The sequence below is a fragment of the Pseudomonas sp. 3MA1 genome (genome assembly GCF_029237275.1).
Taxonomy (GTDB): Bacteria; Pseudomonadota; Gammaproteobacteria; order Pseudomonadales; family Pseudomonadaceae; genus Aquipseudomonas; species Aquipseudomonas fluorescens_AP.
On record NZ_JAACFX010000002.1, the window covers coordinates 694,397 to 719,170 of the forward strand.

The 24,774-nt window shown below is 64.8% G+C and carries 27 protein-coding genes; 19 read left to right on the forward strand and 8 right to left on the reverse strand.

Going from position 1 to position 24,774, the window contains the following annotated elements:
• Positions 1 to 14 precede the first annotated feature (14 nt).
• From GWQ44_RS08345 to fdhA, 8 genes are all read left to right on the forward strand, one after another.
• Positions 15 to 755: a TraX family protein gene (locus tag GWQ44_RS08345; RefSeq protein ID WP_275927020.1), complete on the forward strand. Its 741-nt coding sequence runs from the start codon at positions 15 to 17 to the stop codon at positions 753 to 755.
• A 355-nt stretch (positions 756 to 1,110) separates the two neighbouring features.
• Positions 1,111 to 2,364 (forward strand): serine hydroxymethyltransferase, encoded by a 1,254-nt coding sequence (locus GWQ44_RS08350; RefSeq protein ID WP_047306418.1) that lies wholly within the window; start codon positions 1,111 to 1,113, stop codon positions 2,362 to 2,364.
• Positions 2,365 to 2,387: 23 nt separating this feature from the next.
• Entirely contained in the window at positions 2,388 to 3,638 is a 1,251-nt protein-coding gene (locus GWQ44_RS08355) for a sarcosine oxidase subunit beta family protein (RefSeq protein ID WP_016964291.1), read from the forward strand.
• 14 nt (positions 3,639 to 3,652) lie between these two features.
• Complete coding sequence (locus GWQ44_RS08360; protein WP_011063902.1) at positions 3,653 to 3,955, forward strand: sarcosine oxidase subunit delta; 303 nt, start codon at positions 3,653 to 3,655, stop codon at positions 3,953 to 3,955.
• The gene (locus GWQ44_RS08365; protein ID WP_103741769.1) at positions 3,952 to 6,969 is read left to right on the forward strand and encodes a sarcosine oxidase subunit alpha; all 3,018 of its coding nucleotides are present in this window, start codon (positions 3,952 to 3,954) and stop codon (positions 6,967 to 6,969) included. Before GWQ44_RS08360 ends, GWQ44_RS08365 begins: the two co-directional genes overlap by 4 nt.
• A 157-nt stretch (positions 6,970 to 7,126) precedes the next feature.
• Entirely contained in the window at positions 7,127 to 7,759 is a 633-nt protein-coding gene (soxG, locus tag GWQ44_RS08370; protein WP_275927021.1) for a sarcosine oxidase subunit gamma family protein, read from the forward strand.
• Between the two features lie 118 nt (positions 7,760 to 7,877).
• Positions 7,878 to 8,735, forward strand: coding sequence for a formyltetrahydrofolate deformylase (gene purU / locus GWQ44_RS08375; RefSeq protein ID WP_047289633.1), 858 nt, complete (start codon positions 7,878 to 7,880; stop codon positions 8,733 to 8,735).
• A 183-nt stretch (positions 8,736 to 8,918) separates the two neighbouring features.
• Positions 8,919 to 10,118 carry a formaldehyde dehydrogenase, glutathione-independent gene (fdhA, locus tag GWQ44_RS08380; RefSeq protein WP_047306414.1) on the forward strand — a complete coding sequence of 400 codons (1,200 nt, stop codon included), beginning with the start codon at positions 8,919 to 8,921 and terminating at the stop codon, positions 10,116 to 10,118.
• Positions 10,119 to 10,305: 187 nt separating this feature from the next.
• Here fdhA and GWQ44_RS08385 read toward each other — a convergent pair whose 3' ends face one another.
• A complete protein-coding gene (locus GWQ44_RS08385) occupies positions 10,306 to 10,578 on the reverse strand; it encodes a hypothetical protein (protein ID WP_016963050.1) in 273 nt (90 codons plus the stop codon).
• A gap of 445 nt (positions 10,579 to 11,023) precedes the next feature.
• On the opposite strand from GWQ44_RS08385, the gene GWQ44_RS08390 reads away from it, so the two are divergent.
• Both GWQ44_RS08390 and GWQ44_RS08395 read left to right on the forward strand, forming a co-directional pair.
• Complete coding sequence (locus tag GWQ44_RS08390; protein ID WP_092309097.1) at positions 11,024 to 11,314, forward strand: type II toxin-antitoxin system RelB/DinJ family antitoxin; 291 nt, start codon at positions 11,024 to 11,026, stop codon at positions 11,312 to 11,314.
• Positions 11,280 to 11,594, forward strand: coding sequence for a type II toxin-antitoxin system YafQ family toxin (locus GWQ44_RS08395; RefSeq protein ID WP_275927022.1), 315 nt, complete (start codon positions 11,280 to 11,282; stop codon positions 11,592 to 11,594). The genes GWQ44_RS08390 and GWQ44_RS08395 overlap by 35 nt, the downstream gene beginning before the upstream one ends.
• A gap of 62 nt (positions 11,595 to 11,656) precedes the next feature.
• On the opposite strand, the gene GWQ44_RS08400 is transcribed toward GWQ44_RS08395, so the two are convergent.
• The 3 genes from GWQ44_RS08400 to GWQ44_RS08410 form a co-directional block, all read right to left on the reverse strand.
• On the reverse strand, positions 11,657 to 12,235 hold the full coding sequence (locus GWQ44_RS08400; RefSeq protein WP_275927023.1) for a hypothetical protein: 579 nt from the start codon (positions 12,233 to 12,235) through the stop codon (positions 11,657 to 11,659).
• Between the two features lie 115 nt (positions 12,236 to 12,350).
• Positions 12,351 to 13,025, reverse strand: coding sequence for an anti-sigma factor (locus tag GWQ44_RS08405; RefSeq protein ID WP_275927024.1), 675 nt, complete (start codon positions 13,023 to 13,025; stop codon positions 12,351 to 12,353).
• A complete protein-coding gene (locus tag GWQ44_RS08410) occupies positions 13,022 to 13,666 on the reverse strand; it encodes a sigma-70 family RNA polymerase sigma factor (protein ID WP_016963054.1) in 645 nt (214 codons plus the stop codon). Before GWQ44_RS08410 ends, GWQ44_RS08405 begins: the two co-directional genes overlap by 4 nt.
• Positions 13,667 to 13,849: 183 nt before the next feature.
• Here GWQ44_RS08410 and GWQ44_RS08415 point away from each other — a divergent pair, with 183 nt between their 5' ends.
• The 4 genes from GWQ44_RS08415 to GWQ44_RS08430 all read left to right on the forward strand — a co-directional run bounded on the left by GWQ44_RS08415 (position 13,850) and on the right by GWQ44_RS08430 (position 16,894).
• Positions 13,850 to 14,413 (forward strand): DUF2780 domain-containing protein, encoded by a 564-nt coding sequence (locus GWQ44_RS08415; protein WP_016963055.1) that lies wholly within the window; start codon positions 13,850 to 13,852, stop codon positions 14,411 to 14,413.
• A 138-nt stretch (positions 14,414 to 14,551) separates the two neighbouring features.
• On the forward strand, positions 14,552 to 14,980 hold the full coding sequence (locus GWQ44_RS08420) for a DUF350 domain-containing protein (protein WP_016963056.1): 429 nt from the start codon (positions 14,552 to 14,554) through the stop codon (positions 14,978 to 14,980).
• 10 nt (positions 14,981 to 14,990) lie between these two features.
• On the forward strand, positions 14,991 to 15,743 hold the full coding sequence (locus GWQ44_RS08425; protein WP_275927025.1) for a DUF1190 domain-containing protein: 753 nt from the start codon (positions 14,991 to 14,993) through the stop codon (positions 15,741 to 15,743).
• Positions 15,740 to 16,894: a glutathionylspermidine synthase family protein gene (locus tag GWQ44_RS08430; RefSeq protein ID WP_275927026.1), complete on the forward strand. Its 1,155-nt coding sequence runs from the start codon at positions 15,740 to 15,742 to the stop codon at positions 16,892 to 16,894. The genes GWQ44_RS08425 and GWQ44_RS08430 overlap by 4 nt, the downstream gene beginning before the upstream one ends.
• Here GWQ44_RS08430 and GWQ44_RS08435 read toward each other — a convergent pair whose 3' ends face one another.
• The gene (locus GWQ44_RS08435) at positions 16,895 to 17,782 is read right to left on the reverse strand and encodes an acyltransferase (protein ID WP_275927027.1); all 888 of its coding nucleotides are present in this window, start codon (positions 17,780 to 17,782) and stop codon (positions 16,895 to 16,897) included.
• A 246-nt stretch (positions 17,783 to 18,028) separates the two neighbouring features.
• Between GWQ44_RS08435 and GWQ44_RS08440 the strand changes: the two genes are divergently transcribed.
• From GWQ44_RS08440 to creD, 4 genes are all read left to right on the forward strand, one after another.
• Positions 18,029 to 18,529, forward strand: a complete 501-nt coding sequence (locus tag GWQ44_RS08440; protein ID WP_016963060.1) for an ATP-dependent zinc protease — start codon at positions 18,029 to 18,031, stop codon at positions 18,527 to 18,529.
• A gap of 59 nt (positions 18,530 to 18,588) precedes the next feature.
• Positions 18,589 to 19,269 carry a two-component system response regulator CreB gene (gene creB, locus GWQ44_RS08445; protein ID WP_275927028.1) on the forward strand — a complete coding sequence of 227 codons (681 nt, stop codon included), beginning with the start codon at positions 18,589 to 18,591 and terminating at the stop codon, positions 19,267 to 19,269.
• Positions 19,269 to 20,687 carry a two-component system sensor histidine kinase CreC gene (gene creC / locus GWQ44_RS08450; protein ID WP_275927029.1) on the forward strand — a complete coding sequence of 473 codons (1,419 nt, stop codon included), beginning with the start codon at positions 19,269 to 19,271 and terminating at the stop codon, positions 20,685 to 20,687. The genes creB and creC overlap by 1 nt, the downstream gene beginning before the upstream one ends.
• Positions 20,688 to 20,778: 91 nt before the next feature.
• Positions 20,779 to 22,155, forward strand: coding sequence for a cell envelope integrity protein CreD (gene creD / locus GWQ44_RS08455; RefSeq protein WP_275927030.1), 1,377 nt, complete (start codon positions 20,779 to 20,781; stop codon positions 22,153 to 22,155).
• Positions 22,156 to 22,314: 159 nt separating this feature from the next.
• On the opposite strand, the gene GWQ44_RS08460 is transcribed toward creD, so the two are convergent.
• Complete coding sequence (locus tag GWQ44_RS08460) at positions 22,315 to 22,944, reverse strand: glutathione S-transferase N-terminal domain-containing protein (protein ID WP_047306396.1); 630 nt, start codon at positions 22,942 to 22,944, stop codon at positions 22,315 to 22,317.
• 100 nt (positions 22,945 to 23,044) lie between these two features.
• On the opposite strand from GWQ44_RS08460, the gene GWQ44_RS08465 reads away from it, so the two are divergent.
• A complete protein-coding gene (locus GWQ44_RS08465; protein ID WP_047306395.1) occupies positions 23,045 to 23,497 on the forward strand; it encodes a hypothetical protein in 453 nt (150 codons plus the stop codon).
• Here GWQ44_RS08465 and GWQ44_RS08470 read toward each other — a convergent pair.
• Both GWQ44_RS08470 and GWQ44_RS08475 read right to left on the reverse strand, forming a co-directional pair.
• A complete protein-coding gene (locus tag GWQ44_RS08470) occupies positions 23,444 to 23,632 on the reverse strand; it encodes a hypothetical protein (RefSeq protein ID WP_085057486.1) in 189 nt (62 codons plus the stop codon). The two genes, GWQ44_RS08465 and GWQ44_RS08470, sit on opposite strands and share 54 nt — an antisense overlap.
• Positions 23,629 to 24,750 carry a PepSY domain-containing protein gene (locus GWQ44_RS08475; RefSeq protein ID WP_275927031.1) on the reverse strand — a complete coding sequence of 374 codons (1,122 nt, stop codon included), beginning with the start codon at positions 24,748 to 24,750 and terminating at the stop codon, positions 23,629 to 23,631. The genes GWQ44_RS08470 and GWQ44_RS08475 overlap by 4 nt, the downstream gene beginning before the upstream one ends.
• Between the last annotated feature and the right edge of the window lie 24 nt (positions 24,751 to 24,774).

Here is a 24,774-nt window from a genome sequence, read left to right on the forward strand (position 1 = left end):
GCCCATAAGGATTTATGCGTGATGCGATGCTGAAAACCGACCACCCTCGGCGCGATGGGGCGCTGGATGCGCTGAAGTGGCTGGCGCTGTTGAGCATGGTCCTCGATCACCTGCGTTATGTGGGCCTGAGCCTGGACTGGCTGTATGTCCCGGGGCGTCTGGCGTTTCCCTGGTTCTGCCTGGCGATGGCGGTGAATCTGGCGCGGGTTGCTGATCGGTCTGGCCACCAGCTCGGGCAATGGCGCTACCTGGGCAGGCTGCTGCTGTTCAGCGGGCTCAGTGAGATTCCCTATCGCCTGTTCGTGCCCGATCCCGACACCTTGAATGTATTGCCGACCCTGGCCCTGGGGTTGCTGGTGGCCCGGGGCTGGCAGCGGCCCAGGGGGCTGGCGTTGGCGCTTGGCTTGGCGGCTCTGCTGCTGGCGCTGGGGTTTTCCCGTTGGCTGATGTTTGGCGCGTTCGGGGTGTTGCTGCCATTGGCCCTGCTGCTGGTGCAGCGCCGCCCCTGGTATTTCAGCCTGCTGCCCGGGGCCTTGTGCCTGGCGGCCAACCAATGGGAAACCTTGTTCCCGGCGGCGCGCCTGGGCAATTGGGTGGCGACCTGCGGTATTGCCGCCTGTCTGTTGGCGCCGTTGCTCGGGCTGATGTTGCTGCGGGGGCTGCGTGGCGGGGCGGTGCCGGCCATGCGCCGCTGGGCCTACCTGCTGTACCCGGCGCACTTTCTCCTGCTGCTGGCCCTGCGCCAACTCCTGTAGCCGCTGCCGCAGGCTGCGAACGGCTTGGGCGGCATTTCGACGTGGCAGACGGGGCGATCTTGAAGGTTTAGAGGTTTGGCGGGAGATCGCCAGGCAAGGTCCTGCGGACCTTTGCGCAGCTTCGCGGGCTCAGCAGCGGCTACAGGGCCGCAGGGCGCCGATCCAGAGCCTTCCCCCGGCTGTGGCCCGAGGCATTTATCTGCGTGCGCCAAAGCATGTCGTAAACGCACCTTTGCGTGGCGTCCATAGGCATTTGAGTTCCCCTTGCCGGTCATACCATCGCATCCAAAGGGCGTAGCTGTAAGGCTCGCCTCACCGAGACGAAAGGCGCAGCGCCGCCGCTGGGAGAGACGTGATGTTCAGCAAGCAAGACCAGATCCAGGGTTACGACGATGCACTGCTGGCGGCGATCAATGCCGAGGAACAACGCCAGGAAGATCACATCGAGCTGATCGCGTCGGAGAACTACACCAGCAAGCGGGTGATGCAGGCGCAAGGCAGCGGGCTGACCAACAAATACGCCGAAGGCTATCCGGGCAAGCGCTACTACGGTGGCTGCGAGCACGTGGACAAGGTCGAGGCCCTGGCCATCGAGCGCGCCAAGCAGCTGTTCGGTGCCGACTACGCCAACGTCCAGCCGCATTCCGGTTCTTCCGCCAACAGCGCGGTGTACCTGGCCCTGCTGCAGGCCGGCGACACCATTCTCGGCATGAGCCTGGCCCATGGCGGTCACTTGACCCACGGCGCCAAGGTGTCGTCCTCGGGCAAGCTGTACAACGCCGTGCAGTACGGCATCGACACCACCACCGGGCTGATCGACTACGACGAAGTCGAGCGCCTGGCCGTGGAACACAAGCCGAAGATGATCGTCGCCGGCTTCTCGGCCTACTCCAAGACCCTGGACTTCCCGCGTTTCCGGCAGATTGCCGACAAGGTCGGGGCGCTGCTGTTCGTCGACATGGCCCACGTCGCCGGGCTGGTGGCCGCCGGTCTGTATCCCAACCCGCTGCCCTATGCCGACGTGGTCACCACCACCACCCACAAGACCCTGCGCGGTCCCCGTGGTGGCCTGATCCTGGCCAAGGCCAATGAAGAGATCGAGAAGAAACTCAACGCTGCGGTGTTCCCGGGTGCCCAGGGCGGTCCGCTGATGCACGTGATCGCCGCCAAGGCGGTGTGCTTCAAGGAAGCGCTGGAGCCCGGGTTCAAGGCCTATCAGCAACAGGTGATCGACAACGCCCAGGCCATGGCCGGCGTATTTATCAAACGCGGCTACGATGTAGTGTCCGGCGGCACCGACAACCATCTGTTCCTGGTCAGCCTGATTCGCCAGGGCCTGACCGGCAAGGATGCCGATGCCGCCCTGGGCCGCGCCCACATCACCGTGAACAAGAACGCCGTGCCCAACGACCCGCAGTCGCCGTTTGTCACCTCCGGCCTGCGCATCGGCACCCCGGCGGTCACCACCCGCGGATTCAAGGTCACCCAGTGCACTGAACTGGCCGGTTGGATCTGCGACATCCTCGATCACCTCGGCGATGCCGACGTCGAGGCCAATGTCGCGCGCCAGGTGGCAGCCCTGTGCGCTGATTTCCCGGTTTACCGCTGAGAGCCGCAACTGGAGCAATGACTATGCAACGCTATTCGGGCTTCGGCCTCTTCAAGCACTCTCTCAGCCACCATGAAAACTGGCAGCGCATGTGGCGCACGCCGACCCCGAAGAAGGTCTACGACGTGGTCATCGTCGGCGGTGGCGGGCATGGCCTGGCCACCGCCTACTACCTGGCCAAGGAACACGGCATCACCAATGTCGCGGTGGTGGAAAAGGGCTGGCTGGGCGGCGGCAATACCGCGCGCAACACCACCATCGTGCGTTCCAACTACCTGTGGGACGAGTCGGCGCAGCTCTACGAGCATGCGATGAAGCTGTGGGAAGGCCTGTCCCAGGACCTCAACTACAACGTGATGTTCTCCCAGCGCGGGGTCTACAACCTGTGCCACACCCTGCAGGACATCCGTGATTCCGAGCGTCGGGTCAGCGCCAACCGCCTCAACGGCATCGACGGCGAACTGCTCAACACCCAGCAGGTGGCGGACGAGATTCCCTACCTGGATTGCTCGAAAAACACCCGTTATCCGATCCTCGGCGCCACGGTCCAGCGCCGTGGCGGCGTGGCCCGTCACGACGCCGTGGCCTGGGGCTTTGCCCGGGCCGCCGACGCCCTGGGCGTGGACCTGATCCAGCAGACCGAAGTCATTGGCTTTCGCAAGGAAAACGGCGTGTGCATCGGCGTCGAGACCAACAAGGGCTTTATCGGCGCCAAGCGCGTCGGCGTGGTCACCGCCGGTAACTCCGGGCACATGGCCAAGCTCGCGGGCTTCCGCCTGCCGATCGAATCCCACCCGCTGCAAGCGCTGGTGTCGGAACCGATCAAACCGATCATCGACAGCGTGATCATGTCCAACGCGGTGCACGGCTACATCAGCCAGTCGGACAAGGGCGACCTGGTGATCGGTGCCGGTATCGACGGCTGGGTTGGCTACGGCCAGCGCGGTTCCTACCCGGTGATCGAACACACCATCCAGGCCATCGTCGAGATGTTCCCGGTGCTGTCCCGAGTGCGGATGAACCGCCAGTGGGGCGGCATCGTCGACACCAGCCCGGACGCCTGCCCGATCATTTCCAAGACCCCGGTGCCGAACATGTTCTTCAACTGCGGCTGGGGCACCGGCGGCTTCAAGGCCACCCCGGGCTCGGGCAACGTGTTTGCCGCGAGCCTCGCCAAGGGCGAGATGCATCCATTGGCCGCCCCTTTCTCCATCGACCGTTTCCACAACGGCGCGCTGATCGACGAACACGGCGCTGCTGCGGTCGCCCACTAAAAGGACAACTCCCTATGTTGCATATCTTCTGTCCTCACTGCGGCGAGCTGCGCTCCGAAGAGGAATTCCACTCGTCCGGCCAGGCGCATATTCCCCGGCCGCTGGACCCCAACGCCTGCACCGACGAGGAGTGGGGCGACTACATGTTCTTCCGCGACAACCCTCGCGGCCTGCACCACGAGTTGTGGATCCACGCCGCCGGTTGCCGCCAGTACTTCAACGCCACCCGCGACACCGTGACCTACGAAATTCTTGAAACCTACAAGATAGGCACCAAACCGCAGTTCACCGCCAAGGCTGCTGGAGAGAAGGTATGAGCCAGACCAATCGCCTGTCCAACGGCGGACGCATCGACCGCAACAAAGTCCTGACCTTCACCTTCAACGGCCAGAGCTACAAGGGCTTTGAGGGCGACACCCTGGCCTCGGCCCTGCTGGCCAACGGCGTGGACATCATCGGTCGCAGCTTCAAGTACTCCCGGCCCCGGGGCATCTTCGCCGCCGGCTGCGAGGAGCCCAACGCGGTGCTGCAGATCGGCGCCACCGAAGCCACCCAGATCCCCAACGTGCGCGCCACTCAACAGGCGCTGTACCAGGGCCTGGTGGCCACCAGCACCAACGGCTGGCCCAGCGTCAACAACGACATGATGGGGATTCTCGGCAAGGTCGGCGGCAAGCTGATGCCGCCGGGCTTCTACTACAAAACCTTCATGTACCCGCAATCGTTCTGGATGACCTACGAGAAGTACATCCGCAAGGCCGCGGGCCTCGGTCGCTCGCCTACCGAGAACGATCCGGACACCTACGACAACATGAACCAGCACTGCGACGTGCTGATTGTCGGCGCCGGCCCCGCCGGTCTTGCGGCCGCGCTGGCCGCTGCCCGCAGTGGCGCTCGGGTGATCCTGGCCGATGAGCAGGAAGAATTCGGCGGCAGCCTGCTGGACAGCCGCGAAAGCCTGGACGGCAAGCCGGCGGTGGAGTGGGTGGCCAGCGTGATCGCCGAGCTCAAGTCGCTGCCGGACGTGTTGCTGCTGCCTCGGGCCACGGTCAACGGCTACCACGACCATAACTTCCTGACCATTCACGAGCGCCTCACCGATCACCTCGGCGACCGCGCGCCCATCGGCCAGGTGCGCCAGCGCATCCATCGGGTCCGCGCCAAGCGCGTGGTGCTGGCCACCGGCGCCCACGAGCGGCCGCTGGTCTACGGCAACAACGACGTGCCGGGCAACATGCTGGCCGGTGCCGTCTCCACCTACGTGCGCCGCTACGGCGTGGCCCCGGGCAAGAAGCTGGTGCTGTCCACCAACAACGACCACGCCTACCGCGTGGCCCTGGACTGGCTCGACGCCAGCCTGCAAGTGGTGGCCATCGCCGATGCGCGGCACAACCCCCGCGGTGCCCTGGTGGAAGAAGCTCGGGCCAAGGGCATCCGCATCCTCACCTCCAGCGCGGTGATCGAGGCCCGTGGCAGCAAGCACGTGACCGGCGCCCGCGTAGCGGCCATCGACGTCAAGGCGCACAAGGTCACCAGCCCCGGCGAGTGGCTCGATTGCGACCTGATCGCCAGCTCCGGCGGCTACAGCCCGGTGGTGCACCTGGCCTCGCACCTGGGCGGCAAGCCAGTGTGGCGTGAAGACATCCTCGGTTTCGTGCCCGGTGAAGCACCGCAGAAGCGCGTGTGCGTCGGTGGCATCAACGGCGTCTACAGCCTCGGCGACACCTTGGCCGACGGTTTCGAGGGCGGTGTGCGCGCCGCCAGCGAAGCCGGGTTCCAGAGCGTCGAGGGCGTGTTGCCCAAGGCCCTGACTCGTCTTGAAGAACCGACCCTGGCGCTGTTCCAGGTGCCCCATGAAAAAGGTACGGCGCGTGCGCCCAAGCAATTTGTCGACCTGCAGAACGACGTCACCGCCGCCGCCATCGAACTGGCGACCCGCGAGGGCTTCGAGTCGGTGGAGCACGTCAAGCGCTACACCGCCCTGGGCTTCGGCACCGACCAGGGCAAGCTGGGCAACGTCAACGGCCTGGCCATCGCCGCCCGTTCGCTGAACGTCAGCATCCCGCAGATGGGCACCACCATGTTCCGCCCGAACTACACGCCGATCACCTTCGGCGCCGTGGCCGGCCGGCACTGTGGGCACATCTTCGAGCCGGTGCGTTTCACCGCGCTGCATGCCTGGCATGTGAAGAACGGCGCCGAGTTCGAAGACGTCGGCCAGTGGAAGCGCCCCTGGTACTTCCCGAAAAACGGCGAAGACCTGCATGCCGCAGTCAAGCGTGAATGCCTGGCGGTGCGCGACAGCGTTGGCCTGCTGGACGCCTCGACCCTGGGCAAGATCGACATCCAGGGCCCGGACGCCCGGGAGTTCCTCAACCGCATCTACACCAACGCCTGGACCAAGCTCGACGTGGGCAAGGCCCGCTACGGCCTGATGTGCAAGGAAGACGGCATGGTCTTCGACGACGGCGTCACCGCCTGTCTGGCCGACAACCACTTCCTGATGACCACCACCACCGGCGGCGCGGCCCGCGTGCTGCAGTGGCTGGAGATCTACCAGCAGACCGAATGGCCGGACCTCAAGGTGTACTTCACCTCGGTCACCGACCACTGGGCCACCATGACCCTGTCGGGCCCCAACAGCCGCAAGCTGCTGAGCGAAGTCACCGACATCGACCTGGACAAGGACGGCTTCCCGTTCATGACCTGGAAGGAAGGCCTGGTGGGCGGCGTGCCGGCGCGGGTGTTCCGCATCTCGTTCACCGGCGAGCTGTCCTACGAGGTCAACGTCCAGGCCGACTACGCCATGGGCGTGCTGGAGCAGATCGTCGAGGCCGGCAAGAAGTACAACCTGACCCCCTACGGCACCGAAACCATGCACGTGCTGCGGGCCGAGAAGGGCTTCATCATCGTCGGCCAGGACACCGACGGCTCGATGACCCCGGACGACCTGAACATGGGCTGGTGCGTGGGCCGGACCAAGCCGTTCTCGTGGATCGGCTGGCGCGGGATGAACCGTGAAGACTGCGTGCGCGAGCAGCGCAAGCAACTGGTGGGCCTCAAGCCGATCGACCCGACCCAGTGGCTGCCGGAAGGCGCGCAACTGGTGTTCAACCCCAAGCAGGCGATCCCGATGAGCATGGTCGGTCACGTGACCTCCAGCTACGCCCACAACTCCCTGGGTTATTCCTTTGCCCTGGGCGTGGTCAAGGGCGGCCTCCAGCGCCTGGGCGAGCGGGTCTTCGCGCCGCTGGCCGATGGCCGGGTGATCGAGGCGGAAATCGTTTCCTCGGTGTTCTTCGACCCCAAGGGCGACCGCCAGAACATATGACATGAACCCGGGGCGCACCCTGTAGCCGCTGCCGCAGGCTGCGCCAAGGTCCGCAGGACCTGCCCGGGATGCAAAAGCTTGCGCCCGGTTCTCATACGACCGCAGCCTCCGGCAGCGGCAACCGGAACCGGACCACAGAATAAAGGACAGGTGCTCCATGACCGCAGTCAACGTTTACCAACAGCGCCCCACCACCGGGGCCAAGGCCGAGTCGCCCTTGCACCACGCCGACCTGCCGAGCCTGGTGGGCAAGGGCCGCAAGAACGCCGGGGTGATCCTGCGCGAGAAAAAACTTCTCGGTCACCTGATGATCCGTGGCGACGGCCACGACCCGGCCTTCGCCGCCGGCGTGCACAAGGCCCTGGGCATCGAATTGCCGGGTGCCCTGAGCGTGGTGGTCAAGGGTGAAACCAGCCTGCAATGGCTGGGCCCGGATGAGTGGCTGCTGATCGTGCCCAGCGGCGAAGAATTCGCCGCCGAGCAGAACCTGCGGGCGGCCCTGGGCGACCTGCATATCCAGATCGTCAACGTCAGCGGCGGCCAGCAGATTCTTGAACTGTCCGGCCCCAACGTGCGCCAGGTGCTGATGAAGTCCACCAGCTACGACGTGCACCCCAACAACTTCCCGGTGGGCAAGGCGGTGGGCACGGTGTTCGCCAAGTCGCAGCTGGTGATCCGCCGCACCGGCGAAGACACCTGGGAGCTGTTGGTGCGCCGCAGTTTTTCCGATTACTGGTGGATGTGGCTGCAGGATGCGGCCGCCGAATACGGCCTGAGCGTCCAGGCCTGAACCCTAACCCTGTGGCCGCTGCCGCGGGCTGCGACAAGGCTCGAAGAGCCGTCCCCTGCGGGGCCGATCGCAGCCTTCGGCAGCGGCTACAGTGCCGTCATCAACAGGAGCCTATTGAATGAGCCGCGCCCCCGATACCTGGATTCTCACCGCCGACTGCCCCAGCGTGCTCGGCACGGTGGACGCGGTGACCCGCTTTCTGTTCGAGCAGGGCTGCTACGTCACCGAGCACCACTCCTTCGATGACCGGCTCTCGGGGCGCTTCTTCATCCGTGTGGAGTTCCGCCAGCCCGACGGCCTCGACGAGCAGGGCTTTCGCCAGGGGCTGGCCGAGCGCGCCAAAGCCTTCGCCATGAACTTCGAACTGACCGCGCCCAACTACCGGCCGAAGGTGGTGATCATGGTCTCCAAGGCCGATCACTGCCTCAACGACCTGCTCTACCGCCAGCGCATCGGCCAGTTGCCCATGGACGTGGTGGCGGTGGTGTCCAACCACCCGGACCTCAAGCCCCTGGCCGACTGGCACCAGATTCCCTACCACCACTTCCCCCTCGATCCCAACGACAAGCCGTCCCAGGAGCGTCAGGTGTGGCAGGTGATCGAGGACTCCGGCGCTGAACTGGTGATCCTTGCCCGCTACATGCAAGTGCTGTCGCCGGAGCTGTGCCGCAAGCTCGATGGCAAGGCGATCAATATCCACCACTCGCTGCTGCCGGGCTTCAAGGGCGCCAAGCCTTATCACCAGGCCTACAACAAGGGGGTGAAACTGGTGGGCGCCACCGCGCACTACATCAACAACGACCTGGACGAAGGCCCGATCATCGCCCAGGGCGTGGAGGTGGTGGACCACAGTTACTACCCCGAAGACCTGATCGCCAAGGGGCGTGACATTGAAGGCCTGACCCTGGCTCGGGCGGTGGGGTATCACATCGAACGGCGGGTGTTCTTGAACGGCAATCGCACGGTGGTGCTCTGATGATTATTGGGGCTGCTGCGCAGCCCTTCGCGAGCAAGCTCGCTCCTACAGGGGGCACGCCGTGTGGGAGCGAGCTTGCTCGCGAAGCGATTTTGAAAACGAAACAGCATCCGTACCCGAGCAATCCACGTGTTTCCCCCTTTGGGTAACGCGGTTCCATAACAACAACAGCGAGGTGAAAGCATGTCTGGTAATCGTGGTGTCGTGTATCTGGGCAGCGGCAAGGTCGAGGTACAGAAAATCGACTATCCAAAAATGCAGGACCCGCGCGGCAGGAAGATCGAGCACGGCGTCATCCTGCGCGTAGTCTCCACCAACATCTGCGGTTCGGACCAACACATGGTCCGCGGCCGTACCACCGCCCAGGTAGGCCTGGTCCTGGGTCATGAAATCACTGGCGAAGTGATCGAGAAGGGCAGCGACGTCGAGAACCTGAAGATCGGTGATCTGGTGTCGGTGCCGTTCAACGTGGCGTGCGGGCGCTGCCGTTCCTGCAAGGAGCAACACACCGGGGTCTGCCTGACCGTCAACCCGGCCCGTGCCGGTGGCGCCTACGGCTACGTCGACATGGGCGACTGGACCGGCGGCCAGGCCGAGTACGTGCTGGTGCCTTACGCCGACTTCAACCTGCTGAAACTGCCGGATCGCGACAAGGCCATGGAGAAGATCCGCGACCTGACCTGCCTCTCCGACATCCTGCCCACCGGTTATCACGGCGCGGTGACGGCCGGCGTTGGCCCGGGCAGCAGCGTTTATGTGGCCGGGGCCGGCCCGGTCGGCCTGGCGGCCGCCGCGTCTGCGCGCCTGCTGGGGGCGGCGGTGGTGATCGTCGGTGACGTCAACCCGGTGCGCCTGGCCCACGCCAAGGCCCAGGGGTTTGAAATTGCCGACCTGTCCAAGGACACCCCGCTGCACGAACAGATCGCCGCCCTGCTGGGCGAACCGGAAGTCGACTGTGCGGTGGACGCCGTGGGCTTCGAAGCCCGTGGCCACGGCCATGCCGGTGCCCAGCACGAAGCCCCGGCCACCGTGCTCAACTCGCTGATGGGCGTGGTACGGGTGGCGGGCAAGATCGGTATTCCCGGCCTCTACGTCACCGAAGACCCGGGCGCGGTGGACGCCGCGGCGAAGATGGGCAGCCTGAGCATCCGCTTCGGCCTGGGCTGGGCCAAGTCCCACAGCTTCCACACCGGCCAGACCCCGGTGATGAAGTACAACCGCCAACTGATGCAGGCCATCATGTGGGACCGCATCAACATCGCCGAAGTGGTGGGCGTGCAAGTCATCAGCCTCGACGACGCCCCGCGCGGCTATGGCGAGTTCGATGCCGGCGTGCCGAAGAAATTCGTCATCGACCCGCACAAGCTGTTCAGCGCTGCCTGAGGACCGTCAGCAACAAAAAACGCCGCCTTCTCTAGCCGAGAAGGCGGCGTTTTTTTCTTTTGTAGCGAGGGAGCTTGCTCCCGATGGGGTGCGACACGGTTGTGCCAGTCGAGTCGCGGATTCAGGTTTTACGACCGCTGCGCGGCCGAGCGGGAGCAAGCTCCCTCGCCACAGCGGCCGCTTTCAATCAGGCGATCAGCGTGGCGCGCAAGCGCCGTCCCAGCACATCCATCAGGTCGCAGCCATCGCGCAGGGGAATGGCGCAGAGCTGTGCCAGCTCCTGGGCCAGTACCGGGTCCCTGCCCAGGGCATCGCTCAAGGCCAGTTGCTCCAGCACCTGGGTCACGGCGCGGATACGGAAGGCGGCGGCTTCATGGAGCACATCCAGTGGCGCCTGAGTATCGATCAGTAGGGAGGGGATATTGCAGTCGTGGCCGGTGATCGGCATGTAACGGTTCATGGAAAGTTCTCCGCAGTTCAGTGAGAACCGCCACGGATTCGTCGCCAAACGATGGGTGGCAGCTGTACGCAGGTTGGCGAACCGGGAACACACGGAACCGGCAGACCCGAAGGTCTCCCACGCACAGCTGCCATAACGGCAACGTTGCGGGTGCAGAACGTCCTGCCAACAAAGCAGGACGCTTCTGACCGTAGTTCGTCGGGTCGCCAAACCCGGTCGCTATTTGAGCGACCGGCGGACTATAAGCCGCTGGTGCGTGAGGCAGCAAGGCGCTGGGGGGTGGATGTCTTGCAGAAGGTTTCGTCCGCTGTGGCGTCGCTGAACGTGCACGAGGCGCTGTCCACGAGGCCGGTCCACTGAAATCGGTTGACCGCAAAGAGTCGACCTCGCAGAATGGAAAAACGTAGCGACAATGTAGCTACAAATAACCAATAGAGGTGATACCTTGGCTGCATTACTGAAAACCACTGACGTGCGTTGCCGCATAGACGAGGACTTGAAGGTGAGTGCTACTGCTGTGCTGGAAGCCTGTGGGCTGAGCCTCAGTGAGGCCATGCGCCTGTTCCTGCGTCAGGTTGTGGCCGTGCAGGGATTGCCTTTCGAAGTGCGTGTCCCATCGGAGAAAACCGCTCGTGCCATGGCGCAGGCGCGGGAGATTCGTCGTCAGTACGACTCGATTGACGACATGTTGAGGGATGCTGATGGCGAAGCCGGAGAGGAACCCAAAGCGCGCTGAGCGGCCCAGGCAATGCGCACAAACGCCGGAGTTTAAAAAGTCCTGGGAGCGCTATCAGCGCGCGGGGCGTCGCGACATGCACGAAGTGCGCAAGGTCATGGTGCTGCTGTTCCTGGGGGAGCCGCTACCGGCGCAGTATCTCGATCATGCGCTGAAGGGGGAGTGGGACGGTTTCAGGGAGTGTCATATCGGTGGCGATTTTCTGCTGATTTATGACGTGGCCCGAGCCGGTCTTGTGACCTTTGTCGACCTGGGCAGCCATGCCGAATTGTTCAGATAGTTCATGCCGACTGAAAAGCCCGCCTATTGGCGGGCTTCTCGTTGCTTGTGAGTCCGGCTCGATCAATAACCCCGGCCCGGGTAGTCGAACCAGTGTTCTCCCCGCAGGATCTCCCTCATCTGGTCATCGCTAAAAAGCCCCGGCGCATCCCGCTGGAAACGCGAGCGCCACTGGGGCAGCCACCAGTAGTTCAGCGCCGTGCCTCTTGGCATCAGCACCATGCTGAGGACTGATCGGTCGATGAGCCCGCGCTGATACAGCTGGTGGCTGCGGTCCATGAGGTCCAGGTAGTAGTCGATGGGCAGCGAGAGCATCAGCACCGCGGTATGGAATTTTTCCGTGGGCGCGCGTTGCGGGTTTTCCAGCAGGTTCAGGGCGTCGCAATAGTGGGCCGGGGACTGGCGAGCCAGGGCCTGGGCCTCCGGGATTCCGAGAATGATCAGTGAGTTGATTTCCTCTTGCCAGTGGGCGCCGTTTGTCTCACGGAAGTACTGGCTGATGAACTCGCTCAGGGGGCCTGGGACCGTGTCCGAGCAGTGGCTGCTGTCGATGGGGCGGCCCAGGGTCCAGATGATGAGGGGGATGCTCAGGGCCAGGGCGATGCAGCCGCAGAGGGCCGCTCTGATGGGGAATGGTTTCACAGCAGGCGCCGAAAGGTGTGGGGGCCGGGGAGTTTAGCGCTGGCGGCTTCGCTGGCAAGCCCGCTCCTACACAAGTCGGGCCTTGTAGGAGCCGGCTTGCCGGCGAAGGCGGCCGTCAGAGCGCTGCCAATTGCCCCTGGTACAACACCGGCCCGGTGGGCTGGCCGGTAGGTGAGCCGCCGTGGGGTTCCAGGCTCACGGCCAGGGCGATCGGGGTGCCCAGCAGTTCGCGTTGGGCCGGGCTCAGGTTGATCTTGCCTTGGCCGCCCACCGGCACTACGCCGAGGGAAATAGGTTTGCCGTCGGCAGGAATCGCCCAGAGTTCCAGGCTGCGGTCCAGGCCGATGGCGGCCAGGGTCAGGGGCTCGACTTGCAGGTACTGGGCGTGGGCCTTGATCCGCAGCGCCGGTTGCTGGTCGGCGCTGAGCAGGGTGGCGCTGTAGCGCACCTGATCGCTCTGCTGGATAAAACCGATGTACAGGGTCGCCAGCACGGCGCAGGCGGCAAGCGCCAGGCGCAGGCGCATCCACAGCGGGTTCTTCTTCGGCAAGTGCAGGACCTGGGGCTGGATGCGCGCCTGGATGTCTTGCCACACCTGTTCCGGTACTGCTTGCTCGGGGATGGCTTCGGTCAGGCTGGCAAGGCTTTCCTGCCACCGCGCCAGTTCTTCGCGCAGGGCCGCGTCGTCCAGCAGGAGCATTTCGAAGCGCCGGCGCGCGGCGCCCTGCATCAGGCCGATGGCGTAGTCGGCGGCCAGGGCGCGCCGGCGTTCTGGGGTTTGATAGTTCATGATTCAAGGCACCGGCGCAGGCGTTCCATGCCCCGACGAATCCAGGATTTGACCGAGCCCAGGGGCGCGGCCAGGTGTTCGGCCAGCTCCGAGCAGGACAGACCCTGGAAGTAGGCCACGGTGATGGATTGGCGCTGCATGCCGTCGAGGCTGTCCAGGCAGCGGTTCAGGGCCCGGGCGGAGCGGGCGCTGTCCAGCTGGTCGTGGGCCGAAGGGCTTTGATCCTCCAGCTGTTGTTCTTCGAGTTCGCCCAGGGGCCGTTCGCGGTGTTTGCGCAACTGGTCGATGGCCTGGTTGCGGGTGATGTTGACCATCCAGGTCAGGGGCGCGGACAGGTGCGGCTGGTAGCGCACGGCGTTGTTCCAGATGCGCACGAAGCTTTCCTGCAGCACTTCCTCGGCCAGATCGCGGCGGCCCATGAAGCGCAGGGCGACGCCGTGCAGACGTGGGGCAACCATGCGATAGAGGGTTTCGAAGGCCCGGCGGTCGCCCAGTGAACACTGGGCCAGCAGGTGCCGCAGCTGATCGGGGTCGAGGCTCGAAATGGCGATTCTCCTGGCAGGAACGGGGACAAGGGCCAGCGACAGGCGCCGACTGACGCAGCCAGAGATTAGTCCAGGGTGTGCGGTTGTTCCATTCACGTCCTGCTGCCTCATGCCGGAGCCCGGGTGGCGCTCGTGGACGATATACGCAGCAGCGGCGGGCCTGGATGCAGGCGCCGGACGGCAGGGCAGGCGCTGGAACATTCGCCGGCGGTTTGAGTCAAAAGACTGTTTTCCCGCCGCCCGAGTCCGGACGGTTTCCCGCCCCATGAGGTTGTTTCGATGAATATTCCACGCGGTTTCGCCCTGGCTACCCTGATGACCCTGGCAGCCGGTTCGGCTCTGGCCGGCGGTTTCAGCCTGAACGATGCGGCCAACGCCATTGCCGGCATGCAGGGCGGCGACAAGGCTGCCGCTGCCGCGCCGACCTCCCAGACTGCCGGTCTGCTGGGCACCCTGGCGCAACTCAATGTCACCCCCGAGCAAGCCATCGGCGGCACTGGCGCCATGCTCGGCCTGGCGAAGAATCAACTCAGCGGTTCGGACTATTCGCAACTGAGCAAAAGCGTGCCGGGCATTGACCAGCTCTCGGGCAGCAACGCCCTGGGCAGCCTGGGCGCCTTGGGTGGCCTGCTCGGTCAGTCTTCCGGCAAAACCGCCGGCCTGGACAGCGCCCTGGGCAACGTCAAGGACACCAATGACCTGAACAACGCCTTTGGCGCCCTGGGCATGGACAGCGGCATGATCGGCCAGTTTGCCCCGCTGATCCTGCAGTACCTGGGCCAGCAGGGCGTCGGCGGTTCATTGCTGCAAAGCCTGAGCGGCATCTGGGGCGTGGCCAAGTAACGCCCTGCAGCCCCGGCGCCGGGCGCGTCGGGGCTTTTCCTGAAGGTTGAAACACTCGCCTTTACCTTTCCCGGAGTTTTCGCCCAATCCGGCCTGTGCTATATCTCGCGCCCCGTTTTCCAAGGAAGCTCGAACGCGATGTTCATGGATGCACTGAAGATGTCTTTGCCCGCCGATGCGGTGCTCGGTTTCATGCTCTACATGCTGGGCGCCGCCCTGGTGTTTGCCCTCTACGCGTTCATCTACACGCGCCTGACCCCCTATAACGAATTCGCCCTGATCCGCCAGGGCAACAGTGCCGCTTCCATCGCCCTGTCCGGCGCCTTGCTGGGCTTTGCCATTCCGGTGGCCAGTGCGATTTCCCATTCCATTTCGATCATCGATTTCCTGCTCTGGGCCGGTATCGCCGCGGTGGTGCAATTGCTCACGTTCCTGGTGGTCAGCCTGACCCTCAAGGGGCTGTCCCAGCGCATCGCCAACCAGGAAAATTCCGCGGCGATCCTGGTGGCTTCGGTGTCTGTCGGTGTCGGCCTGCTGAATGCGGCCTGCATGACCCCATCGGTCTGAGGGCGCCGGCATGAAACGCAGTAAAAGCGTGCGCCTGGTGCTGTTGGGCAGCGTGCCGTTCGCCCTGGCCGCCTGTGACGGTCAGCCCCAGGCAACCCGGGAAGTGCGCCAGACCCAGCATTTCAGCAGCGTTCGCGATTGCGTGCTGGCGCAGGTTCCGTCCGCGATCTGCCAGGGCGCTTTCGATGATGCCCGCGAGCGTGGAGAGCTGATAGCGCCGCGTTATCTCGACCTGCAACGCTGTGAAGACGACTTCTTCGCGGGCAACTGCATGGTTTCCAGTGACAACCGCGCCTACGTGCCGATTGCCAAGGGCGTCGCCCTGACCACCCAGCGCACGGTGCCGGTCCAGCCCGAGGACGAGCAACCCGAGCAGGCCAGCTCCAGCAGTTCCAGCAGCTCTGGTGGTGGTGGTGGTGGTGGTGGTGGTGGTGGTGGTGGTGGTGGTGGTGGTGGTGGTGGTGGTGCCCGTTCGGGTTCCAGCTTCTGGCGCTGGATCGGCCTGGACTCCACGCCCGAGTCGCGCTATTTCAGCGAGGCGCTGTACAAGGAGCGTGACGGTCGCGGCGGCTCTCAACTGAGCACCCTCAGCCAGCAGGTGGAGAACGGCAGGACCTTTTTTCACGCCAACGGTGGGCGTTTCGGCATGTCCCTGCCGGAACATTTCACCAGCAGCGGTAATCCCCTGGCCGGGGCTCATGAGGTGGTCAGCCGTGGCGGTTTCGGCTCCTCCAGTCGCAGCAGCTGGAGCTTCGGTTCTTGAAGCGCATCGCCAGCACCCCGCGCGCGGATTGGCAGGCCACGGCGGAGCAGTTGGGCTTTGCTTTCCACACCTTCGACGGCGAGCCGTACTGGGACGAGTCGGCCTATTACCGCTTCAGCCTGCGGCAGATCGAAGACGACCTGGAAGACCCGACCCAGGAACTGCACGAGCTGTGCATGGCCCTGGTGGCCGAAGTGGTGGACAGCGAAGAGCTGCTGCAGCGCCTGGCGATCCCTGCGGCCTTTCACGAATTGATCCGCCAATCGTGGAAGCAGGGCGATCCCCATCTCTACGGGCGCATGGACCTGTGCTACGACGGCATGGGCCCGGCCAAGTTGCTGGAAACCAACTACGACACGCCGACCTCGCTGTACGAGGCGAGCTTCTTCCAGTACGTCTGGCTCGAACAGCAGATGCAGCGCGGACAACTGCCGGCGGGCTGCGATCAGTTCAACAGCATCGAGGACAAACTGCTGCAGGCCTTCGTCCAGGGCGGTTTCAAGTCGCCGATGCACTTTGCCTCGGTGCGCGATTCGCTGGAGGACCGTGGCACCGTCGAATACCTGCGCGATATCGCCCGTCAGGCTGGCCTGGGCACGCGCCTGATTGCCATCGAGGACATCGGCCTGAATGCCGGCGGGCGTTTCGTCGACCTGCTGGAGATGCCCATCGACAGCCTGTTCAAGCTCTATCCCTGGGAGCATCTGTTCAACGAAGCCTTTGGTCCGGCGATTGCCGGCAGCGGCACGCAATTTGTCGAGCCGCCGTGGAAGGCGATCCTCTCCAACAAGGGCGCCATGGCGCTGTTATGGGAGCGGCATGCAGGGCACCCGAACCTGCTGCCGGCGTTTATCGACGATGACCCCACTGCCCGCCTGGGCCCGGGTTGGGTGCGCAAGCCGTTCTTTTCCCGAGAGGGCGCCAATGTGGAGATCTGCACCGAGGGCGGTGAGCGCCTGATCGAAGCTGGGCCCTATGGCGGGCCCTGCATCCGCCAGCAGTTTCACCCGCTGCCGGTGTTTGCCGGCAACCACACGGTGATTGGCAGTTGGGTGATCGGCGATCAGCCGGCGGGGATTGGCATTCGCGAGGACAACTCGCCGATCACCAAGGACAGCAGTCGCTTCCTGCCCCATGTGATCATCGATTGATCAGCGGCGTTCGCCCAGCAATTCGCTGATGCGCTGGTCCTTGTCGGTCCACAGCCGGTTGACCCAGTCCTGTACCTGCTGGCGGAACGCCGGGTCGTTTTCGTAATCGCCGTGCCACAGCGCCGGGTCCAGTTCGCGGGTGCGAATGTCGATGATCACCTTGGGCACGCTGCCGCTGATCAGGTCCCAGAAGCCGGGAATGCGTTCTTGGGGATAGACCACGGTCACGTCCAGCACCGCGTCCAGCTGTTCGCCCAGGGCCGCGAGGACGAAGGCCACGCCACCGGCCTTGGGCTTGAGCAGGTGCTGGAAGGGTGAGTTCTGTTGCTGGCGCTTGGCCGGGGTGAAGCGGGTGCCTTCCAGGTAGTTGACCACGGTCACCGGCTGGCGCTTGAACAGCTCGCAGGCGGCCTTGGTGATTTCCAGGTCCTTGCCTTGCAGTTCCGGGTGCTTGGCCAGGAACGCCTTGCTGTAGCGCTTCATGAAGGGGTAGTCCAGAGCCCACCAGGCCAGGCCCAGGAACGGCACCCAGATCAGTTCCTTCTTGAGGAAGAACTTGAAGAACGGCGTGCGCCGGTTGAGGGTCTGGATCAGCGCCGGGATGTCGACCCAGGACTGGTGGTTGCTCACCACCAGGTAGGAGGTGTCGACCCGCAGGCCGTCGCCGCCGCGAATGTCCCAGCGGGTCGGGATGCAGCAGGCGAAGATCAGCTTGTCGATTTCGGCCCAGGTCTCGGCGATCCACATCACCGCCCCCGAAGCGTAATCGCGCAGACGTCCGGGCAGGACCAGCTTGAGCAGGGCAAACACCATCAGCGGGCCGAACAGCACCAGGGTGTTGAGCAGCAGGAGCAGGGTGACGAAACAGCCGGTGAGCAGGCGGCGCATAAGGCACTCTTTACAATCTTTTGAGCGCGCCATGATAAGCAGCTTCGGCGGGTACGCCAATTGGCAAGCTGCAAGCTGCAAGCGGCAAGCTCCAAGCTCCAAGCTCCAAGCTCCAAGCTCCAAGCTTGAGGCTTGAGGCTTGAGGCTTGAGGCTTGAGGCTTGAGGCTTGCAGCTGCCTTTATCCGAACCAATTCGTTGGCAGCGGTCTAAAATCCCGCTGCCCTTCTTTCAAGGAATCCACTGTCGTGAAATCTGTCCTTGCTCTTGTTTCGCTGTTGGCGCTGCCGGTGATGGCCGCCGAGCCGACCCTGTATGGCCGTTACGAATACATTCGCCTGCCGGAAATCGGCGAAACCCTGCAGGCCAAGATGGACACCGGGGCCCTGACCGCGTCGCTGTCGGCCAGGGATATCCAGACCTTTACCCGCGATGGCGAGGATTGGGTGCGTTTCCGCCTGGCCACCAAGGATGCCGGGAACAAGGTCTATGAACACAAGGTGGCGCGCATCAGCAAGATCAAGAGCCGCGCCGACGAGGGCGACGAGGCCGAAGAACCGCAGTCGGCCAAGCGCCCGGTGGTGGAGCTGGAGATGTGCCTAGGCAACGTCAAGCGCACGGTGGAGGTCAACCTCACCGACCGCAGCAGCTTCAACTACCCGCTGCTGATCGGCGCCAAGGCGCTGCGGGAGTTCGGCGCGGCGGTGAACCCGGCGCGGCGCTATACCGCCGACAAGCCCGACTGCTGATTGACGGGATACCGGGCATCCGGCACCGTTCGCCCACTGAATTTGCGCGCTTGGATGCCATGCCCCATATCCTGATTGTCGAAGACGAAGCGGCGATTGCCGACACCCTGATCTTTGCCCTGCAAGGCGAAGGTTTCACCACCACCTGGCTGAGCCTGGGGCGTGCGGCCCTGGACTATCAGCAGGCGACTCCGGCGGACCTGATCATCCTCGATATCGGCCTGCCGGATATCAGCGGCTTTGAAACCTGCAAGCAGCTGCGGCGCTTCAGCGAAGTGCCGGTGATGTTCCTCAGCGCCCGGGACGGTGAGATCGACCGGGTGGTGGGCCTGGAGATCGGCGCCGACGATTATGTGGTCAAGCCCTTCAGCCCCCGGGAAGTGGCGGCGCGGGTCAAGGCGATCCTCAAGCGCATGACTCCACGCACCGCGCCCGAGGCGGCCCCGGCGCTGTTTGTCATCGACCCGGAGCGGGTGCAGATCAGCTACCGGGCCCAGCCCCTGAGCCTGACCCGCCACGAATTCCGCCTGCTGCAATGCCTGCTGGAACAGCCCGAGCGGGTGTTCAGCCGCGAGCAGTTGCTGGACGCCCTGGGGGTGGTGGCGGATGTGGGCTACGAGCGCAATATCGACAGCCACATCAAAAGCCTGCGGGCCAAGCTGCGCCTGGTGGCGGCCGAGGCCGAGCCGATTCAGACCCATCGCGGCCTGGGCTACAGCTACAGCCCGAGCCACGCCTGATGACCTTGGGCATCCGCATCTTCCTGGTCTATTTGCTGTTCATCAGCCTGACCGGCTATTTCGTGCTGAGCACGGTGATGAAGGAGATCCGCCCCGGCGTGCGCCAGTCCACCGAGGAAACCCTGGTGGACACCGCCAACCTGCTGGCGGAGATCCTGCGGGACGATTTCAAGGCCGGCACCCTCAGCGAGAACCGCTGGCCGCAGCTGCTGCGGGCCTACGGCGAGCGGCAACCGGCGGCGACCATCTGGGGCCTGCCGAAGAATCAGGTCAACCACCGCATTTATGTCACCGACGCCAAGGGCATCGTGGTCCTGGACTCCAGCGGCCTGGCGGTGGGCCAGGATTATTCGCGCTGGAATGACGTGTACCTGACCCTGCGCGGCCAATATGGCGCGCGTTCGTCGCGCTCGCTGGCCGACGATCCCAACTCCTCGGTGATGCACGTGGGCGCGCCGATCCGCGACAACGGCCAGATCATCGGCGTGGTCACCGTGGCCAAGCCCAACAGTTCCCTGCAGCCCTATGTCGACCGCACCGAACGCCGCCTGCTGTGGTACGGCGCCGGGCTGATCGCCATGGGCCTGCTGTTTGGCGCCTTGCTGTCCTGGTGGCTGAGCGCGGCGTTGCGGCGCATAACCGCCTATGCCCTGGCGGTCAGTGAAGGGCGCCGCGCCGAGCTGCCGCACTATCGCGGTGGCGAGCTGGAGCAACTGGCGACGGCGGTGGAACACATGCGCACCCAGCTCGAAGGCAAGGCCTATGTCGAGCGCTACGTGCACACCCTGACCCACGAACTCAAGAGCCCGCTGGCGGCGATTCGTGGGGCGGCGGAGCTGTTGCAGAGCGAGATGCCCCTGGAGCAGCGCCAGCGCTTCGTCGGCAATATCGACAGCGAAAGCTCGCGCATGCAGCAGTTGATCGAGCGCCTGTTGAATCTTGCACAAGTGGAGCAGCGCCAGGGCCTGGAAGAACGGGTGCATGTACCCCTGGCGCCATTGTGCAAGGAACTGCTGAACAGCCAGCACGGGCGTATCGAAGGCAAGCAGTTGCAGGTGGAACTGCGGGTGCCGGCGGACCTGGCCTGGTCCGGCGAGCCGTTCCTGCTGCGCCAGGCCCTGGGCAACCTGCTGACCAACGCCCTGGACTTCAGCCCCGCAGGCGGTCTGCTGCGTTGCAGCGCGCACGCTGTGGAGGAGGGCGTTGAGCTGGTGCTGTTCAACCAGGGCGAGCCGATTCCGGACTACGCCCTGCCGCGCCTGTGCGAGCGTTTCTATTCCCTGCCGCGCCCGGACAGCGGGCGCAAGAGCACCGGCCTGGGGCTGAATTTCGTCGAAGAGGTGGTGCAGCTGCATGGCGGCCAGATGCACATCGAAAACGTCCCGGGCGGGGTGCAGGTGACTTTGCGCCTGCCCTGAACGGGGATTCTCCACAGAGTCTCCACATTGCCCCCATAAAACCCCCATGGCCGCGTTCCAGACTCTCTCTCATTGCAATTGGGAGAGCCTCATGAACCGTAACCTGACCTTCAAACTCGGGGCCATTGGCCTGTTGATCCTGCTGTTGCTGATACCGCTGCTGATGATCAGCGGCCTGATCAGCGAGCGCCAGAGCCTGCGCGACGGCGTGCTCGAAGACATCGCCCGCAGCTCCAGTACCCAGCAGCAGATCAGCGGCCCGGTGCTTGTGGTGGACTACCGCAAGACCGTGCGCACCTGGAAAACCGACGACAAGACCAAGAAGCGCTACCAGGAAACCAGCGAGCAACAGGGGCGGCTGTTCTTCCTGCCGGAGCATTTCGAGCTGGACAGCAAGGCCCAGACCGAGCTGCGTGCCCGGGGGATCTACGAGGCGCGGCTGTTCCACGCCGACAACCACCTCAGCGGCCATTTCGCCGTGCCCGAGCAGTACGGCATCAAGGAGGACTTCGCTGATTACCAGTTCGACCAGCCGTTCCTGGCGGTGGGCATCAGCGATATCCGCGGCATCGAAAACGCCCTGCAACTGCAGCTCAATGGCCAGACCCTGGACTTTGCCCCGGGCACCTTTGTCAGTTGGCTGGACGAAGGCGTGCACGTGATGCTGCCGCCCCTGGATCTGAAGAAGAGCACCCGCCTGGACTTCGCCTTCGACCTGCGCCTGCAGGGCACCGGCCAGTTGCAGGTGCTGCCGGTGGGCAAGACCAGCAAGGTGCTGCTGACGGCCAACTGGCCCCATCCGAGCTTTGTCGGCAACTACCTGCCGGTGCAGCGTGAAGTCACCGAGCAGGGCTTTTCGGCGATCTGGCAGACCTCGTTCTTCTCCACCAACCTGGAGCAGGCCATGGAGCGCTGCGCCTACAGCAGCCAATGCCAGGACTTCAACAGCCGCAGCTTTGGCGTGAGCTTCATCGACCCGGTGGACCAGTACCTGAAGAGCGACCGGGCGATCAAATACGCCCTGCTGTTCATCGGCCTGACCTTTGCCGGGTTCTTTCTCTTCGAGGTGCTCAAGAGCCTGTCGGTGCACCCGATCCAGTACGGCCTGGTGGGCGTGGCGCTGGCGTTCTTCTACCTGTTGCTGCTGTCGCTGTCGGAACACCTGGGGTTCGAGCTGGCCTATGGCGTGTCGGCGACGGCCTGTGTCGGCCTGATCGGCTTCTATGTCAGCCATGTGCTGCACAGCTGGCGTAATGGCGCAGTGTTCGCGCTCTCGCTGGCGGCCTTGTACGGCTTGCTGTATGGCCTGCTCAGCGCCGAGGACTACGCGCTGCTGATGGGCTCGCTGTTGCTGTTCGGCCTTTTGGGCGTGTTCATGGTGCTGACCCGCAAGCTGGACTGGTATGGCCTAGGCCAGCGCAAGCAGCCGGCGCCCCTGCAGTTCGACCTGGAGGCCGTCCATGAGTAGGTCGCTGGGGTTGCGCGAAGATCAGCGTCAGCGCGAGTGCCTGACGCAGCGGATTGGCCAGTTGTTTCCACCGGAGGCGTGGTGGCGGGTGCGCCAGCAAGCTGCTCCCCGTGCGGCAGGAGCCGGCTTGCCGGCGAACAGGCCGGAGCGTCTGACCGATTAGACCGGCGGCCGGGTCGCCAGCATCGATGGCCGCTGGCTGACTTCCAAGTACCAGGCGGCCAGTTGCGGCTGGTCCTGGCGCCACTCCAGATCGGGGTGGCGGAAGTCCAGGTAACCCAGGGCGCAGGCGACGCTGATGGCGGCCACATCGAAGTGGCTGGCCAGTTCGGCAATCGCCTCGGCTTCCAGCACCGCCAGGGCGCGGCGGATCTTGTCGCGCTGGCCGTCGAGCCACTGCTCCCAGTGTTTTTCCGGGGCGCGCAGGGCCAGTTCGTAGCGCACCAGCACCGAGGCGTCCATGATCCCGTCGGCCAGGGCCGCGAGGGTCAGGCGCCGCCAGCGGGCCGAGCCGTCGCGGGGGATCAGCGGGTTGCCGACGTGTTGCTGGTCCAGGTAATCGAGGATCACCCGGCTGTCGTACAGCACCTGGCCGTCGGCCAGGCGCAGGGCGGGAATCTTGCCCAGGGGGTTGTCCTGGTTCAGGGCGGCGTCCGGGCTGACCGGGGTCAGTTGGCAGCCGTGCAGGGCGACCCGGTTCAATTGCCCGGTTTCATGCAGCAGCACCATGACTTTGCGCACGTAAGGTGATGCCGGGTTGTGGAACAGCGTCATGCTTGGGGTGGACATGAATATTCCTCGCGGGTGGAAGTCTCGCAGCCCGGGGATCTTAGCGCAGCCGGTGGCATGGGCCACAGGGGCGAGCGACAGTAGCGACAAGGAGTGATGAATGCGCAGGTCCTATCTTCTGCACGGGTTGTACAGCCTGGCCCTGACCTTGCTGGGCGCACTGGCGGTGTACCTGGCCCTGCAGTACGAGTTCCGCCGCAAGGGCGAGGGTGAGCCGGAGCTGATCATGGCGTTCGCCTACATCGCCTGGTACTGGGCGTTGCCGGCGCTGGCCCTGCCGGGCCTGGTCTGCGTGCTGCTGCGCCTGCGCGGCCCCGACCCGGTGACCCAGCTGTGGCGCTGGAGCCTGGCGGCCAGCTATGTGCCGTTACTGGGGCTGGCCTTGTTCAGCGTGCTGGTGGCCATCGAGGCGTTTCAGGAAAACCGCGTGTTCATTCCGGTGATGCTGATCGGCCTCGGGCTTTCGATGTACCTGTGGCGCGGCTTTCCGGCGCCGGGCTCAGGCCGGCGGCTGGCGCCGCAACAGGCCGCGCAGGGCGATCAGCGTCGGTAGGCCCAGGCCCAGCCAGCTCAGGCTGTCCCAGACGCCGTCCCCCAGCAGCGCGGCGAACAACCCGGCGGCGCAGAGCAGGCCAAGCGCCAGGGGCGCGCCGAAGACCTTCCAGAAACTGGCTTGCCGCGGCCTCATCGGCGCCCCTCCCGGGTCGGCTTGCCGGCCCGGCGGCGGACGGTCCACAGGTACAGGCCACTGCCCAGGACAATCATGGTCAGCACATCCAGCGCCGCCCACAGCAGCTTCATCGGCATACCGCCGTAGTCACCGAAATGCAGGGGCTGGGACATGCCCATGGCGTCCATGTACCAGGGCCGTTCGCCGACGGCGGTGACCTGCAGGCTGCTGGCGTCGATCAGCACCGGGGTCAGCAGGTGCGAGGTCAGGTGGCTGCCGCCCTTGAGGAACACCGCGTAGTGGTGCTCGCTGGAAAAGCGCGTGCCGGGGAAGGCGATGAAGTCCGGTTGCATGCCCGGGGCGGCTTCCCGGGCGATCTCCAGCAGGCGGCTGGCCGGAGCCAGCGAGGTCAGCGGCGGGGCGTCGCGGTAGGGCGCGACCATGGAGCTGAGGCTGTCGTTGCGCCAGGCGGCGATGATCAGGTCGGCGCAGGCGCTGATGACCCCGGTCACGCCCACCACCAGGGCCCAGGTCAGGGTCACCACACCGATCAGATTGTGCAGGTCGAGCCAGCGCAGGCGGCTGGACTTGTCCTGGCGCACCGTGGCGAACTTCAGGCGGCGCATGAACGGCAGGTACAGCACCGTGCCGGAGATGATCGCCAGCACAAACAGCAGGCCCATGAAGGCCAGCAGCAGTTTGCCCGGCAGCCCGGCGAACATATCCACATGCAGGCGCAGCATGACCATCATCAGCCCGCCATTGGCCGAGGGCATGGCCACGGCTTCGCCGGTGCGGGCGTCGAGCATGAAGGTGTGGGAGGAATTGGGTTCGGTGCCGGCGGTCTTGGCCATGATCGCCATCACACCGTTGGGCTCGTCTTCGTCCCAGCCGAAGTACTGCATGACCTCGCCGGGGCGATGGGCCTCGGCGGCCTGGACCAGCTGTTGCAGGTCCAGGTGCGGGGTGCCTGCGGGCAGCTCCCGCAGCTCGGGGGCATCCCCCAGCAGGTGGTCGATCTCGTGGTGGAAGATCAGCGGCAGGCCGGTGAGCGCGAGCAGCAGCAGAAACACCGTGCAGATCAGGCTGGACCAGGTGTGGATCAAGGACCAGCGGCGGATGGTCGTGCTTTTCATTGCTTAGCCTTCAGACACGGCCCG

Excerpts from the sequence above, each read along its gene's own strand:
- GWQ44_RS08345 (WP_275927020.1), top strand. The coding sequence starts at position 15 with ATGCGTGATGCGATGCTGAAAACCGACCACCCTCGGCGCGATGGGGCG.
- GWQ44_RS08350 (WP_047306418.1), top strand. The coding sequence starts at position 1,111 with ATGTTCAGCAAGCAAGACCAGATCCAGGGTTACGACGATGCACTGCTG.
- GWQ44_RS08355 (WP_016964291.1), top strand. The coding sequence starts at position 2,388 with ATGCAACGCTATTCGGGCTTCGGCCTCTTCAAGCACTCTCTCAGCCAC.
- GWQ44_RS08360 (WP_011063902.1), top strand. The coding sequence starts at position 3,653 with ATGTTGCATATCTTCTGTCCTCACTGCGGCGAGCTGCGCTCCGAAGAG.
- GWQ44_RS08365 (WP_103741769.1), top strand. The coding sequence starts at position 3,952 with ATGAGCCAGACCAATCGCCTGTCCAACGGCGGACGCATCGACCGCAAC.
- soxG (WP_275927021.1), top strand. The coding sequence starts at position 7,127 with ATGACCGCAGTCAACGTTTACCAACAGCGCCCCACCACCGGGGCCAAG.
- purU (WP_047289633.1), top strand. The coding sequence starts at position 7,878 with ATGAGCCGCGCCCCCGATACCTGGATTCTCACCGCCGACTGCCCCAGC.
- fdhA (WP_047306414.1), top strand. The coding sequence starts at position 8,919 with ATGTCTGGTAATCGTGGTGTCGTGTATCTGGGCAGCGGCAAGGTCGAG.
- GWQ44_RS08385 (WP_016963050.1), bottom strand. The coding sequence starts at position 10,578 with ATGAACCGTTACATGCCGATCACCGGCCACGACTGCAATATCCCCTCC.
- GWQ44_RS08395 (WP_275927022.1), top strand. The coding sequence starts at position 11,280 with ATGGCGAAGCCGGAGAGGAACCCAAAGCGCGCTGAGCGGCCCAGGCAA.
- GWQ44_RS08405 (WP_275927024.1), bottom strand. The coding sequence starts at position 13,025 with ATGAACTATCAAACCCCAGAACGCCGGCGCGCCCTGGCCGCCGACTAC.
- GWQ44_RS08415 (WP_016963055.1), top strand. The coding sequence starts at position 13,850 with ATGAATATTCCACGCGGTTTCGCCCTGGCTACCCTGATGACCCTGGCA.
- GWQ44_RS08420 (WP_016963056.1), top strand. The coding sequence starts at position 14,552 with ATGTTCATGGATGCACTGAAGATGTCTTTGCCCGCCGATGCGGTGCTC.
- GWQ44_RS08425 (WP_275927025.1), top strand. The coding sequence starts at position 14,991 with ATGAAACGCAGTAAAAGCGTGCGCCTGGTGCTGTTGGGCAGCGTGCCG.
- GWQ44_RS08435 (WP_275927027.1), bottom strand. The coding sequence starts at position 17,782 with ATGCGCCGCCTGCTCACCGGCTGTTTCGTCACCCTGCTCCTGCTGCTC.
- creB (WP_275927028.1), top strand. The coding sequence starts at position 18,589 with ATGCCCCATATCCTGATTGTCGAAGACGAAGCGGCGATTGCCGACACC.
- creC (WP_275927029.1), top strand. The coding sequence starts at position 19,269 with ATGACCTTGGGCATCCGCATCTTCCTGGTCTATTTGCTGTTCATCAGC.
- creD (WP_275927030.1), top strand. The coding sequence starts at position 20,779 with ATGAACCGTAACCTGACCTTCAAACTCGGGGCCATTGGCCTGTTGATC.
- GWQ44_RS08460 (WP_047306396.1), bottom strand. The coding sequence starts at position 22,944 with ATGTCCACCCCAAGCATGACGCTGTTCCACAACCCGGCATCACCTTAC.
- GWQ44_RS08465 (WP_047306395.1), top strand. The coding sequence starts at position 23,045 with ATGCGCAGGTCCTATCTTCTGCACGGGTTGTACAGCCTGGCCCTGACC.
- GWQ44_RS08470 (WP_085057486.1), bottom strand. The coding sequence starts at position 23,632 with ATGAGGCCGCGGCAAGCCAGTTTCTGGAAGGTCTTCGGCGCGCCCCTG.
- GWQ44_RS08475 (WP_275927031.1), bottom strand. The coding sequence starts at position 24,750 with ATGAAAAGCACGACCATCCGCCGCTGGTCCTTGATCCACACCTGGTCC.